General features: G+C 72.3%; 11 protein-coding genes. 7 read left to right on the top strand and 4 right to left on the bottom strand.

Features of this window, described 5'->3' with window-relative positions; translation table 11 throughout:
• The 6 genes from NT8_RS22055 to NT8_RS22030 all read left to right on the top strand — a co-directional run.
• A partial coding sequence (locus NT8_RS22055; RefSeq protein WP_067973001.1) for a PhoX family protein occupies positions 1-1,405 on the top strand: 1,405 nt, incomplete at its 5' end.
• A gap of 85 nt (positions 1,406-1,490) precedes the next feature.
• The gene (gene mgrA, locus NT8_RS22050) at positions 1,491-2,570 is read left to right on the top strand and encodes an L-glyceraldehyde 3-phosphate reductase (RefSeq protein ID WP_067972998.1); all 1,080 of its coding nucleotides are present in this window, start codon (positions 1,491-1,493) and stop codon (positions 2,568-2,570) included.
• 455 nt (positions 2,571-3,025) lie between these two features.
• Positions 3,026-4,009, top strand: coding sequence for an ABC transporter permease (locus NT8_RS22045; RefSeq protein WP_067972995.1), 984 nt, complete (start codon positions 3,026-3,028; stop codon positions 4,007-4,009).
• A gap of 106 nt (positions 4,010-4,115) precedes the next feature.
• Positions 4,116-5,021, top strand: coding sequence for an ABC transporter permease (locus NT8_RS22040; RefSeq protein ID WP_067972993.1), 906 nt, complete (start codon positions 4,116-4,118; stop codon positions 5,019-5,021).
• A gap of 19 nt (positions 5,022-5,040) precedes the next feature.
• The gene (locus NT8_RS22035) at positions 5,041-7,176 is read left to right on the top strand and encodes an ABC transporter ATP-binding protein (protein ID WP_067972990.1); all 2,136 of its coding nucleotides are present in this window, start codon (positions 5,041-5,043) and stop codon (positions 7,174-7,176) included.
• 53 nt (positions 7,177-7,229) lie between these two features.
• Entirely contained in the window at positions 7,230-8,957 is a 1,728-nt protein-coding gene (locus tag NT8_RS22030) for an ABC transporter family substrate-binding protein (protein WP_067972987.1), read from the top strand.
• A gap of 339 nt (positions 8,958-9,296) precedes the next feature.
• Here the strand turns inward: NT8_RS22030 and NT8_RS22025 are convergent, their stop codons facing one another.
• From NT8_RS22025 to NT8_RS22015, 3 genes are all read right to left on the bottom strand, one after another.
• Positions 9,297-9,689 carry a hypothetical protein gene (locus NT8_RS22025; RefSeq protein WP_157515930.1) on the bottom strand — a complete coding sequence of 131 codons (393 nt, stop codon included), beginning with the start codon at positions 9,687-9,689 and terminating at the stop codon, positions 9,297-9,299.
• A 76-nt stretch (positions 9,690-9,765) separates the two neighbouring features.
• A complete protein-coding gene (locus NT8_RS22020; protein ID WP_245646276.1) occupies positions 9,766-11,358 on the bottom strand; it encodes a hypothetical protein in 1,593 nt (530 codons plus the stop codon).
• Positions 11,359-11,499: 141 nt separating this feature from the next.
• Positions 11,500-12,396 (bottom strand): hypothetical protein, encoded by an 897-nt coding sequence (locus NT8_RS22015; protein WP_245646275.1) that lies wholly within the window; start codon positions 12,394-12,396, stop codon positions 11,500-11,502.
• A 613-nt stretch (positions 12,397-13,009) separates the two neighbouring features.
• Here NT8_RS22015 and NT8_RS22010 point away from each other — a divergent pair.
• The gene (locus NT8_RS22010; RefSeq protein WP_245646274.1) at positions 13,010-13,744 is read left to right on the top strand and encodes a hypothetical protein; all 735 of its coding nucleotides are present in this window, start codon (positions 13,010-13,012) and stop codon (positions 13,742-13,744) included.
• A gap of 186 nt (positions 13,745-13,930) precedes the next feature.
• Here NT8_RS22010 and NT8_RS30020 read toward each other — a convergent pair.
• Positions 13,931-14,412 (bottom strand): aggregation-promoting factor C-terminal-like domain-containing protein (locus NT8_RS30020; protein WP_067972975.1); only part of this gene is annotated, 482 nt, incomplete at its 5' end.

The raw sequence follows: 14,412 nt of genomic DNA, 5'->3' as shown, positions 1-14,412 counted from the left end.
CTGGCGGCCGGTCCGCCGCGGCCGCCGCCGCTACAACCGCCGCATCACCATGATGACGCCCATGGAGTTCACCGGCCCGGCCGCCGGGCACGAGCTGCTGCGCACCGAGGCCGACCCCGAGGGCACCCGCGTGCTCGGCATGAACAACAACTGCGCCGGCGGCGTCACCCCGTGGGGCACCATCCTCACGGCCGAGGAGAACTTCAACCAGTACTTCGTGGGCGGCGAGTCCGCCCCCGCGGACGCCAAGCCCGCGCTCGCCCGCTACGGCATCGCCACCAGCGGCGACACCCGCCGCGGCAACCGCCGCTTCGACCGCGTCGAGGAGCGCTTCGACCTCGCCCGCCACCCGCACGAGGCCAACCGGTTCGGCTGGATCGTCGAGATCGACCCGTTCGACCCGGACTCCACGCCGCGCAAGCGCACCATGCTGGGCCGCTTCAAGCACGAGGGCGCCAACATCCGGATCACCGCCGACGGGCGGGTCGCCGCCTACATGGGCGACGACGAGCGCTTCGACTACATCTACAAGTTCGTCAGCGACAAGAAGTACCGGAAGGGCTCGCGGCGGCACAACGACACGCTGCTCGACTCCGGCACCCTCTACGTCGCCCGGCTCACCGGCGACAGCCCGGCCGAGGAGATCGACGGCTCGGGCGAGCTGCCCGCCGACGGCGACTTCGCCGGCTCCGGCGAGTGGGTCCCGCTGTGCAGCAGCACCGAGAGCTTCGTCGAGGGCTTCACCGTCGCCGAGGTGCTGATCCACACCCGGCTCGCCGCCGACACGGTCGGGGCCACCAAGATGGACCGCCCCGAGGACATCGAGCCCAACCCGGTCACCGGCAAGGTCTACTGCGCGCTGACCAACAACACCGCGCGCACGCCCGAGCAGGCCCACGAGGCCAACCCCCGCGCCAACAACAAGTTCGGCCACATCCTGGAGATCACCGAGCGCCGCAACGACGCCGGCGCCACCCGGTTCACCTGGGACGTGCCGCTGGTCTGCGGGGACCCCGAGGACCCGTCGACCTACTACGCCGGCTACGACAAGTCCCGGGTCGCGCCGATCTCCTGCCCGGACAACGTCGCCTTCGACAAGTACGGCAACCTGTGGATCTCCACCGACGGCGCCCCCGGCACCATCGGCCACGCCGACGCGCTGCACGCCGTGCCCATACACGGCAAGTACCGCGGGGAGCTGAAGACCTTCGCCACCGTCCCGGTGCAGGCCGAGTGCTGCGGGCCGTTCATCACCAAGGACAACAAGACGGTGTTCATCGCCCCGCAGCACCCCGGTGAGGACGGCACCGTCGAGTCGCCCACCAGCACCTGGCCCGACGGGGACTTCCCGCGGCCCTCGGTGGTGTCGATCTGGCACTCCCGCGGCCACGAGATCGGCCGTTAGCCCGGCGGACCGGAACCGGCGCGGGCCGTCCCCAAGGGACGGCCCGCGCCCTCGGCCCCGCGGGGCGGGATGGGATGATGTGACCATGGTGCGTGAAGCGAACATCCCCCGGCTGGACGTCCCCGCGGCCGGTGTCCACCGGGCCGACCCCGACCGCTACGACGGGCGCATGCCCTACCGCCGCACGGGCCGCAGCGGCCTGGCCCTGCCCGAGGTCTCGCTCGGGCTGTGGCAGAACTTCGGCGACGACCGGGCGCTGTCCACGCAGCGCGCCGTCCTCCGGCGCGCCTTCGACCTGGGCGTGACCCACTTCGACCTCGCCAACAACTACGGCCCGCCCGCCGGCGCCGCCGAACTCAACTTCGGCCGGGTGCTGCGCGAGGACCTCCGCCCCTACCGCGACGAACTGGTCATCTCCACCAAGGCGGGCTACGACATGTGGCCCGGCCCCTACGGCAGCGGCGGCGGCTCCCGCAAGTACCTGCTGGCCAGCCTCGACCAGTCGCTGGCCCGCATGGGCCTCGACTACGTCGACGTCTTCTACAGCCACCGCTTCGACCCCGACACGCCCCTGGAGGAGACCATGGGCGCGCTGGCGACGGCGGTGACCTCCGGCCGGGCGCTCTACGCCGGCATCTCCTCCTACTCCGCCGAGCGCACCGCCGAGGCCGCGGCACTGCTGCGCGAGATGGGCGTGCCGCTGCTCATCCACCAGCCGTCGTACTCGATGGTGAACAGGTGGATCGAGGAGCAGGACCTGCTCGGCACCCTGGAGGAGGTCGGCGCCGGGTGCATCGTGTTCTCACCGCTGGCTCAGGGCCTGCTGACCGGCCGCTACCTCGACGGCGTCCCGGCCGACTCCCGGCTGCGCGCCGGCAAGGCGTTCTCGGCCGACTGGCTGAGCGAGGAGAACCTCGGCCGGGTGCGCGCGCTCAACGCGATCGCCGAGCGGCGCGGCCAGACCCTGGCCCAGCTCGCGATCGCCTGGGTGCTGCGCGACCCCCGGGTGACCTCGGCGCTCATCGGCGCCAGCAGCGTGGCCCAGCTGGAGGACAGCCTCGCGGCGGTGCGCTCCCCCCGGCTGAGCGACGACGACCTCGCCGAGATCGACCGGTACGCCACCGATCTCGGGGTCAACATCTGGAAGCGCTCCAGCGACTCCTGACCCGCGCCGGGCCGCCCGGCCGCCCCGGCGCCGGGGCGGCCCGGTGGCCCGGGCGGGGCGTCGGCCGCCGCCGGACGCGCCGCCCCCGGGCCACTGTCCAGGCGCGTTCACGCGCAGTATCGTGAGCCGTACGCGGAAATCCGCGGTCAGGTCGTTGGAAATATGCGGAGAAGTGCCCTGATGTGGTAAATCAGCTCCTCGTTGCGCTTTCTTGATGTGGCGGTGACCGGGCGGTGTCCGCACGTGGCGCAGACTCGTGGGAATTCGGATCACGGACCGTGAATCGGATCCCACGCGTTTCGGACGCCACCCGGAGCCGACCCTCGGCGGTGGTACGGGACGGACCTGGACGCCGTGCGCGCACGTGCGTTTCGCGCCGCCCGCACGGTGTGCGGCCGCCGGGCCGCGGCGGAGGATTCGACCCAGGGCGAACGGGCGACAGGTAGGGGAACGAATTGGGCAAGTTCCTGGTCAGGAGACTGCTGAGTTATCTCGTCCTGATCTTCTTAGCGTCCAGCTTCGCCTACATCCTCGCGGCCACCACCCTCAGCCCGCGCACCAATTTCGAACAGCTCCAGCCGCGCCCCAGCCAAGAGGCCATCGAGCGCGAGCTCGACCACCTCAACCTCAACGACAACACCCCCCTCGCCGAGCGGTACGCCACCTGGGCCGCCGGGGTGGCCACCGGCGACTTCGGGCAGACCATCACCGACCGCAGCGTCAACGAGGAGATCGCCCGCAAGGCCGGCGTGACCCTGCGGCTGATCGTGGTCGGCACGGTCGTCGGCTGCACCGTCGGCGTCGCCATCGGCGCCTACGCCGCCGTGCGCCAGTACCGGGCCTTCGACAAGGTCACCACCGCGATCGCGTTCGTGGTCCTCGCGGTGCCCACCGTGGTCATCGCCGTCTCCATGCGCGAGGCCGCCCGCTGGTTCAACGACCTCACCGGCCGGCAGTACTTCCAGTACGGCGGCGAGTACACCGCCGGCCTCGACGCCGGGTTCTGGGGCATGCTGTTCGACCGCCTCCAGCACGGCATCCTGCCGACGCTCACCCTGGCGCTCGCGCTGTTCGCCGCGTTCAGCCGCTACCAGCGCAACATGATGCTCGACGTGCTCGGCTCCGACTTCGTGCGCACCGCCATGGCCAAGGGGCTCACCCGCCGGGCTGCGCTGCTCAAGCACGCCCTGCGCACGGCGCTCATCCCGACGATCACCTACTTCACGTTCACCTTCGGCATCCTGCTCGCCGGCACGACCTTCACCGAGAAGATCTACGGCTGGCACGGCATGGGGGCGTGGGTCGTCGACTCCATCGTGCAGAACGACGTCAACGCCGTCGCCGCCGTCACCTGCTTCATGGCCGTGTGCGTCATGGCCGCGTCGTTCCTCTCCGACATCCTCTACGCGTGGCTCGACCCCCGGGTCCGGGTGAGCTGACCGTGCCGCGCCCCGCCCGCACGACCCCGGCCGCCGGCCCCGCCCCCGCGCGGACCCCCCGGACGCCGCGTCCCCGCACCCTCCCCGAAGTCTTGGAGACGACCCCATGAGCATGTCCGTCGAACGCGCCGCCGACGGCGCCGCTGTTGACGAGGCACGGGTCCCCGGGCGCTGGTCCGGTGTGCTGTACGAACTGCTGCGCACCCGGCGGGTGCTGTTCGGCCTCGGCATCCTCCTCGCGCTGAGCGCGGCGGCCTGGATCGGCCCGCTCCTCAGCCCGTGGGACTTCACCGAGGCCGACATCCTCGCCCGCCGCGAACCGCCGTCGGCCGACCACTGGTTCGGCACCGACAGCATCGGCCGCGACATCTTCACCCAGACCATGGTCGGGCTGCAGAAGTCCATCATCATCGGCCTGTGCGCGGCCGTCCTCACCACGGCGGTGGCCGCCGTCGTCGGCGCGTTCGCCGGCTACTTCCTGGGCGCCACCGACAAGGTGCTCATGTGGATCACCGACCTGATGCTGGTACTGCCGAACTTCCTGGTGCTGGCGATCCTCTACCCGGCGCTGCGCGGCCAGGGCTACATCGTCTTCGTCATCCTGCTCGCCGCCCTGGCCTGGATGGTCACCGCCAAGATGGTGCGCGGCATGACCATCTCCCTCAAGGAGCGCGAGTACGTGCTGGCCGCCCGCTACATGGGCGTCCCCGACCACAAGATCATCTTCCGGCACATCCTTCCCAACATGTCCTCGCTGCTGATCGTCGACGCCACGATCAACGTGAGCGCGGCCATCATCGCCGAGACCTCGCTGTCCTACTTCGGGTTCGGCGTGCAGAAGCCGGACGTCTCCCTGGGGTCGCTCATCGCCGACGGGTCCACCCAGTCACTCGCGTTCCCCTGGACGTTCTGGTTCTGCACGGGCCTGCTCGTCCTGCTCGTCATGGCGGTCAACCTGATCGGCGACGGGCTGCGCGACGCGCTCGACCCGCAGGCCAAGCGCAGGTCCTAGGAACGGAGAGGAAGAGAAGATGACCGGCACGACCACCGAGACGGACCCCGCGGTCGACGAACCCCGCGGCTCCGGCGACGCCCCGGTCCTGGAGGTCCGCGACCTCCACGTCACGTTCCCCGGCAGCGGCAGGAACCCCGACGTCACCGCCGTCCGCGGGGTGAGCTACAGCGTGCGGCGCGGCGAGGTGCTCGGCATCGTCGGCGAGTCCGGCTCCGGCAAGTCGGTGTCGTCGCTGGCCGCCATGGGCCTGCTCCCCGACCACGCCCGCGTCTCCGGGTCGATCCGGCTGCACGGCGAGGAACTGCTCGGCCTCGGCGACCGCGCCATGTCGGCCAAGCGCGGCGCCGCGATCGCCATGGTCTTCCAGGACCCGCTGTCGGGCCTCACCCCCGTCTACACCGTCGGCGACCAGATCGCCGAGGCCGTCCGGGTGCACAACCCGCGCATCGGCCGGGCCGACGCCCACCGGCGCGCGGTCGAACTGCTGGAACTCGTCGGCATCCCCAACGCCGCCCAGCGCGCCAAGGCGTTCCCGCACGAGTTCTCCGGCGGTATGCGGCAGCGGGTCATGATCGCCATCGCGATCGCCAACGACCCCGACGTCATCATCTGCGACGAGCCCACCACCGCGCTGGACGTCACCATCCAGGCGCAGATCCTGGAGGTGCTCAAGACCGCCCGCCGCGAGACCGGCGCCGCGATCGTCATGATCACCCACGACCTCGGCGTCGTGGCGGGCTTCGTCGACCGGGTCCAGGTCATGTACGCGGGCCGGCTGGTCGAGGTCGGCGGCGTCGACGACGTCTACTACCGCACCCGCATGCCCTACACCATGGGCCTGCTCGGGTCGGTGCCCCGCCTCGACGAGGAGGAGAAGGCGCCGCTCATCCCCATCGCCGGCAACCCGCCGTCGCTCGCCGACCTGCCCCCCGGCTGCCCGTTCGCGCCGCGCTGCCCCCTGGCCGTGGAGGCGTGCGACGCGGGCGAGCCGCCCCTCGTCCCGGTCGGCGGCGAGGGGCACACCGCGGCGTGCGTCCGCGCCGGCGAGATCGAGGAGCACGGCTGGACCGCCCGCGACGTCTACCCCGTCCCGGAGATCCCCGAACCCGCCGCCGCGGCGGTGCCGCGCGCCGACCGCGCCACCGTGCTGCGCGTCGACGGGCTGGTCAAGCACCACCCGCTGATGAAGGGGGCGGTGTTCAAGCGGCGCGTGGGCACCGTCTACGCCGTCGACGGCATCACCTTCGACGTCCGCGAGGGCGAGACCCTGGGCCTGGTCGGCGAGTCCGGCTGCGGCAAGTCGACCACCCTCATGGAGATCCTCAGCCTGGACCGGCCGCAGCAGGGCACCGTGGAGGTGCTCGGCAAGGAGTCGGGGCGGTCCACCGCCAAGGAGCGGTTCGCGATCCGCCGGGACGTGCAGGTCGTCTTCCAGGACCCGATGAGCTCGCTCGACCCGCGCATGCCGGTGTTCGAGATCATCGCCGAACCCCTGCGCACCCACGGGCACCCCAAGGAGCGGCTGCGCTCCCGGGTCCACGAGCTGCTGTCGCTCGTCGGCCTGGACGCCGCCCACGCGAGCCGCTACCCGCAGGAGTTCTCCGGCGGGCAGCGCCAGCGCATCGGCATCGCCCGGGCGCTCGCGCTGGAGCCGCGCCTGCTGGTGCTGGACGAGCCGGTCTCGGCCCTGGACGTGTCCATCCAGGCCGGCGTGATCAACCTGCTCGACGAACTCAAGGCCCGGCTGGGCCTGTCGTACCTGTTCGTCGCGCACGACCTCTCGGTCGTGCGGCACATCGCCGACCGGGTCGCGGTGATGTACCTGGGCAAGATCGTCGAGATCGGCGACGTCGAGTCCATCTACCGCCACCCGACCCACCCCTACACCCAGGCCCTGCTGTCCGCGATCCCGGTGCCCGACCCCGAGAAGGAACGGACCCGGAGCCACATCGTGCTCAAGGGCGACCTGCCCAACCCCGCCGCACCGCCGTCGGGGTGCAGCTTCCGCACCCGCTGCCAGAAGTTCGCCGCGCTCGACGACACGCGGCGCGCCCTCTGCCTGGAGCGGGAACCCGAGCTGACCCCGGCCGGGGGGCGTTCGGCCGACCAGGCCGCCGCCTGCCACTACGCGGAGGAACGCGAGCTCCTGTGACTTCGCCGGGTCCCACCCGGTCGATCCCCCGAGAGAATTCCGAGGAGAGTTCCATGAGAATCAGACGAGCGGCCACCTGCGCCGCCTCGTTCCTGGCCCTGGCCCTCATGGCAGGAGCGTGCAGCGGCGGAGGCGGCGGGGAGGAGGACGGCGGCAACCAGGAGACGCTCGCCGACATCCCGGCCACCGACATCAACCCCGTCGACCGCGCCGACCTGGAGGAGGGCGGCACGTTCAACTGGGGCATCAACGAGTACCCCACGCAATACAACATGAGCCACGTCCAGGGCAACCTGGCCAACGTGCAGCGCATCGCGGCCTCCGTCATGCCCATCCCGGTGCGCTACGACGAGAACGGCGGGGTCCACCCCAACGAGCCGTACGCCTCGGACATCGTCCTCAGCGACGACGGCCTCACCCTGACCTACACGCTCAACCCCGACGCCGAGTGGTCCAACGGCGACCCCATCACCTGGGAGGACTACGCCGCGCAGGCGGAGACCCTGGGCGGCAAGCGCGAGAACGACTCCGAGTACCAGATCGGCGACAAGACCGGCTACGAGCTCATCGAATCGGTCAGCGAGGGCGCCGACGAGTTCGAGGTCGTCATCGAGTTCTCCTCGCCCTACGCCGAGTGGGCGCGGCTCTTCGAGCCCCTGTACCCGAAGCGGTACATGGAGGACCCGGAGGAGTTCAACACCGGCTACGAGCGCGACTTCCCGGTCACCGCGGGCGCGTTCGGCGACGTGGAGTTCGACGACACCCGCGAGACCGTCACGGTCAACCGCAACGAGGACTACTGGGCCGAGCCGGCCGTCCTGGACTCGATCATCTTCCACAGCTACGGCAACGACGCCCTGTCCGGCGTCCTGGCCAACGGGGAGATCGACGGGTACTACCTCGGCTACGAGGCGGCGCACTACGAGGAGCTCAAGGACCTCGACGGCGTCCGCATCACCAAGGCCATCGACAACGCCTACCGGCACCTGTCGCTGAACGGCGGCGAGGGGCGGCTGCTGGAGGAGGTCGAGGTCCGCAACGCGATCGTGCACGGCATCGACCGCGCGGCGCTCGCCGAGGCCACCCTGAGCGGCGTCGAGTGGACCACCGACCCCACGGTCAACCGGCTCATCAAGTCCTCGCAGACCGGCTTCCAGGACAACAGCGAGGGCTTCGGCGAGTACGACCCCGAGCTGGCCGCGCAGATGCTCGACGAGGCCGGCTGGACCCAGGAGGCCGAGGGCGAGATCCGCAGCAAGGACGGGGAGCAGCTGGAGCTGCACTGGGTGATCCCCTCGGACCTGCAGAACACCGCCGACGAGGCCGAGATCGCCAAGGCCCAGCTGGAGGAGATCGGGGTCGGGGTGCGCATCGAGAGCGTCCCCAGCACCGCGTACTTCGAGGAGTACATCGTCCCGGGCAACTACGACGCCACCACCTTCGTCTACACCTCCACCTCCCCGTTCGCGGGCGACTCCGCCGAGAACTTCACCGGCCCGGTCGGTGAGGACGACGAGGGCAACGTCAACTGGGGCAACAACCTCGCCTTCCACACCACCGACGAGATCAACGAGGCCTACGAGCGGCTGTCGGAGGAGACCGACCCGGACGCCTACGCCGAGATCGCCAACGAGATCGACCGGCTGCTGTGGGAGCAGAGCATGGCGGTGCCGCTGTTCCAGCGCCCCGGCACCTACGCCGTGCGCGACACCGTGGCCAACTGGGGCGCCAACGGCCTCATGTCGATCGACTACGCGATGATCGGGTTCACCGCGGAGTAGCCGCGGCCGCCGAGGAGGGACCGCCCCCGTCCCACCCCGGCACCCCCGCCCCTCCGCAGGCCCCCGCGCCCCCGCCCCTCCCGGGCGGGGGCGCCGTCGTATGCGCGGAGGGGCGGATGGGCCCACCGCGCGGCTCCGAGACGGCAGGCCGCAGCGGCCCCGTACGGGTGGGCCGCCGACCACCGAGGCTAGGGAGCCCGGGGGAGGGGCCCGGACGCGCCGACGCCCCGCACGCGCGGCGTGCGGGGCGCCCCCGGCTCCGTCCCGCCGGGTGCGGGGCGCGGGGTGCGCGTCCCGGTCATGGGGCCGCGGCGCGCCGAGCACGCCGCGGCGGAGGCCTCAGCGGCGGCCGACGACGGCCACCAGCCACCAGCCGACGGCGACGGCGGCCGCCCCCGCCGCGCAGCGGAACACCACCACCTGCCAGGCGGCGTCGCCGAGCGCCCCGGCCACGGTCACCGCCACGAGCTGCAGCACCGCCGGGCCCGCGGCGATGCCGGCCCCCGCCCACGACGCCGCCACCCGGTCGCGGCCCAGCACCAGCCCGGCGGCGACCACCATCAGCAGCGACGTCACCGCCTGCGGCACGGCGGTCCACAGCACCTGGCCGGACGTCTCGGCCAGTTGGGCGGCGCCGCCCAGGTTCGCGGTGGCGAGCGCGGTCGCCACCACCGCCACCAGCCACACCGCGCCCGCCGTGAGTACCGCGAGTACCGCCCTCAAGGCCCTCATGCGCGTGCCGCCCTCCTCATCGAGCCGGGGATCCTGCCGGGGATCGAGCCGGGGGTGCCCCGGCCGGCCGCCGGGGTCACTCGCCCTCCTCCTGCGGCGGCTGCAGCCGCGAGAGGCAGTCAGGGTAGTCGATGAAGGCGCGCTCGCCGTTGCGGGGGCGGTCCAGGATCTCGGCCCGGCTCGTGTGGCGCTCCTCCACGCCCCAGTTGGCGCTGGCGCCGAGCTGCAGGCCCAGCTTGAGCTCGGCGCTGATCTCGGTGTCCTGGCTCTGGCCGTCCATCTGGTACTGCCAGACCCGGCCCTGCTCGTAGAGGAACCGCTCCCAGTCGGGGGCCCCGGGGGCCGGCTCGCGGTTGATCGTGCCGCCGGTGCGCTCGTCCATGTCGGGGCCGATGAGGTCGTCGCCCTCGGGGGTCATGAAGTCCAGGGCGCTCTCCGGCGGCAGCAGGCCGCGCTCGTCGAGCAGCCGCTCGCCGATCGCCTGCTCCTCGGGGGTGTCGAAGTCGAGCTGGACCATCTGCCGGACGGCCGTGATCTCCTTGTCCGGGTCGGCGACGCCGCCGCCGTTCTCGCGGTTGCCGGCGCGGCCGCGCTCGGTGAACTCCGACGCGTTCTGCAGGGTCATCATGTACCGGATGCTGGCCAGCGACCCGTCCTCGTTGCGCACCACGCGCTGGCCGCCGTTCCAGCTGGCCTCGACGCCGTTGCGCGCCGACAGCAGGTTCCCGCCGAGGCTGCCCGTCGCGGTGAAGCTCTGCGTGTAGGAGGTCTGCTGGTTGTCGGGGTCCATGAACATGTGGGAGACGTTCATCGACCGGTTGTAGCTGACGGTGCCGTCGGCGCCGAGGTTGAGGTCGTAGCCGTCGAGGGTCTCGCTGGGCGTCGGCTTGCCGACGTCGTTGTTGCCGGTCCACAGGCCCACGGCCGCGGCCAGATCGGCGTTGCCGCTGATGGTGCCGCTGCGCACGTCGGGGTTGCGGATCTCGGGCGGGTCGTAGACGCCCAGCCAGTCGGCGATCCCCAGGCCGATCTGGCTCTCGGGGTTCATCTGCCGGTTCATCTCCTCGGTGATGGCCGCCTCGACCTCGTCCTCGAACTCCGCGAACTCCTCGCGGCTCTTGAAGATGTAGGTCATGCCGGGCGCCAGCTTGGCCGAGACCGAGCCCTCGACGTCGGCCGTCGTGGCCAGGGCGTTCTCCTTGCCGAAGTCCCAGCCCACGCCGGCCACGACGCCGGCCTCGGTCTCGGGCAGGAAGGTCACCAGGACGGTGCCGTCCGACAGCTCCTCCTGGGAGAACTTGTACTGCTGGCCGAACTTGAACCAGCCGATGCCCAGCTCGTAGCCGTAGCGCTCCTCGCGGCCGTCGCGCACGCAGTAGCCCGGGCTGAGGTCGTGCGGGTAGGGCTCCTCGTCCTCACCGCCGTCGCCCTCGCCGTCGGGGCACGCGGCGGCGTCGCGGAGCTGCTCGATCCGGCAGATCGCGGTCTCGTACAGGTCCTCGGTGCTGCCGGGCACCGCCACGACGACCACGCCGGCGACCGCCGCCAGCAGCAGGATGACGGCGGCGTACTCGGAGAAGGCGGCGCCTCGGTCGCGCTGACGCGGCGCGGGACGCACGCGCCCCCGGGGTCGCCGCGAGGTGGCCTCGGGATGAACGTCAGCAGACATAAGGGAAGGGTAAAAAAGTCGGGCCTCCTACGAACAGAGGCCAGGGGCCCAAGGCCAGGCCCAATCCGGGCCCACGACCCGGGCCCTGTTCACGTGTAATAGCGCCCGCGGGCGCCCGTGTCGGCCGCCCGCGGCGGCGGGTCAGCCGCCGGCCAGGCTGTCCTCGATCGTGCCGACGGTGTCCTCCGGCGGCGCCGCGATCTCCACGTCCGCGCCCCAGTCGGTGTAGTGCACCGTGCTGGTGGCGTCCTCGCCGTCGGGGGTGACCATGCCGACGGTGAACTCCACGGGAAGACCGCGGCCGGTGACCAGCAGCTCCCAGGACACCTCGTCGAGCCTCAGCTCGAGCAGGTCGGCGTACTCCTCGTGCCCGGCGTCGGCGAGGTCGGCGGTGGGGGTGGTGCCCTTGTAGCGGGTGAGGCCGCCGTGCTCCTCGGACGCCTCGGTGGCGGGGTCGGGGCCGAACTCGCCCAGCCGCACGACGTCCATGCTGGAGGTGCCGGACGCGGCGTCGAGGGTCTCGGCCGTCTCGGTGTGGATGAGCCGGAAGATCTCCGCGAACGGGCCGATCCGTTCCTCCGCGGCGTCGATCTCGTCGTGGGTGAGCCGCATCCAGTCCTTGCCCTCGACCAGCGGCTCCTCCTCCAGCTGCACGTACATCACGCCGTCCACGACGATCGTGTTGCTCGTGGCCGGGCGCTCCTCGGAGGTGTCGACCGCCGTCATCCGCGCCGCGGGCGGGTCGGACAGCAGCAGCGTCATCTCGGTGTCCTCCAGGGGCGCGGAGTCGGCGGACTCCGGCTCCGCGGGCTCCACGGTGACCCGCACGGTCACCGACAGCGCCTCGCGCATCCGCTCGACCACCAGGTCGGCCAGCGCGTCGGGGCGCCCGGGCGGCTCGACCGGCTCCAGATCGGCGGGGGCCACCGGCGAGGGCGCCGCCTCCTGCTCCGGCTCCGCGGGTGCGCCGTCCTGGCAGGCGGTCAGCAGGAGAGCGGCGGACAGCCACACCGCTCCGTGGACCGGCAGACGCTTCATAGTGACCGCAGCCTACCGACGGAAACCCCACCCCGTAACCATCCCGCTACAGCCACATGCGGCCACCTCACCCCCCAGCCGACCCCACCCACCGGCGCGGGTCCGGCGGCCCCACAGCCACGCCGGGGGGCCTGGGGCGGGCCGCCGCAGCGGTACAGCCACCCGCCGACGGCCCTACGCCCCTCCGGCGCGAGGCTGCGGAGTCCCGCCGCTTCTCCGCCTGCGGACGGTCGCCGTTCGCAGCCTGAGCCCGGTGGCGCGGGTCGGTCGAGCCGCACCGCTACACCGGGGCCCGGTCGGGCCGCCGCGGCCGGACGTCCGTCCGCCGGCCGCCCGCGCGCCCACTGGCGCGGTCGGCCGAGCCCCACCACTACACCGCGGCCGGTCGTCCACTCACCGGTGACGTCCGCCCACCGACGGCCCGCGCCCACCGACGGCCCGCGCCCACCGACGGCCCGCACCCACCGGTGGTCCCCGCCCACCGGTGGTCCCCGGTGTCGGCGGTCCCCGGTGTCGGCGGTCCATCCCCGCGCCAGGGCCGCTTCTGCCAGAATCGGACCGCGGCGACCCCCGACGAAGGCCGGTGATCCACATGGCGAGGACCGCCCGTGCCGTGGCGCTCCTGACCATCCCCCTGCTCGCGGCCGGCTGCGTCCAGCCGGCCGGCGGCGCCGACCCCGAGGGCGGCGCCGCGAGCCCCGCCCCCGCGGCGTCGGCGCCCTCCGGCGTCGCCGAGCGCGGGGAGCGCGGCGGGCCGCGCGGCGCCGAACTCGCCGTCGACGGTGTCCGCACCCACGCCGTCGCCAACGACACCGTCGAACTCGCCACCTCCAGCCTGTCCGGGGACCCCGGCGAGGCGGGCCGCTCCACGACCGTCGAGTGGACCCCCCGTTTCACCGTGGCGTTCGCCTCCGCCCGCCGCGACGGCGACGACCTCGCCTTCCGCGCGCGGGCCGAGTACCTGCACGACGAGGGCTCCTACGTGGTGCACTCCCAGGACTTCACCGTCCTCGTGCCCAATGGCGCCGACGGCGGCGCGGAGGGCGGGTTCGCCGCGGCGTTCGACGCCTACACCGCCGGCACCGCCGAGGAACTGGCCACCCTCACCCCCGACGAGCCCACGGCCGAGTTCACCGTCACCATCGCGGGCGTGCCCGAGGAGGACGCGGGGGAGCGCTACGCCGACGGCACATCGGGCCGCTACGTCCAGTACGAGACCCCTGAGGAGGTGTGGGGGCACACAACCGCGCCACCCCAGGACTACGTCCCCGGCCGCCTCTGCTACATCGAGGGCGACACCTGGCACGACGTGCCCCTCTTCGAATACACGGACGTCCCCTGCGGCTGACCACCCCGCCCCCGCCCGGGGCGGCCCAGACCCCCTGCACGACCACGGCGCACAGGGGGTCGCCGGGTCGACGCCCCGGCGGGTCCCTGTGCAACGCCCCGCCTCTATTCGGGTGGGGCGGGAACGGCGATGACGGAACACTCCAGTCGGGGGTGGAACGTGGCGGGGCGGCCTGACCGCCCGAGGCTAGTACCAGTGGGTGCTGTACCCGGGGAGGCTTGGGGACGGGTTCTGCCAGAACGCCCACGCCTCGCACGGGGTGTTGTAGCGCCGTTCGATGTAGTCGAGGCCCCACTCGATCTGGACCTCGGCGCTGTCGAGGTAGCCGGGCGGGAACGCGTGCGCGTCGGGATGGAGCTGCGGGATACCGGCCGCGCCGCCGCTAGGGTTGACGGCCCGGTGGTTCCAGTTGCTCTCGTGATGCCAGAGAATCTCCAGGCACTCCCATTCGCGCCCGGTGAACCCCCGGGCGGCGGCGAGTTCCCGGCCCAGCGCCTTGTTCTCCTCGTTGTCGCCGCCCGAGGGGACCAAGCCGAGGTCCAGGCCCCAGTCGTACCGCTCCGGCTTGGCCGGCCGGTCCGCCTCGACCCAGGTCTCACCGTCGCACTCGGGCCCTTCGACCAGGCAGACCATCTCGCGGACGGTGTCGTTGAACGGGGTATCGAAGG

It is taken from the genome of Nocardiopsis trehalosi NBRC 14201, assembly GCF_001552555.1.
Classification (GTDB): domain Bacteria; phylum Actinomycetota; class Actinomycetes; order Streptosporangiales; family Streptosporangiaceae; genus Nocardiopsis_B; species Nocardiopsis_B trehalosi.
The sequence above is the reverse complement of the archived record's forward strand: the minus strand, read 5'-3'. Positions and strand labels throughout refer to the sequence as shown.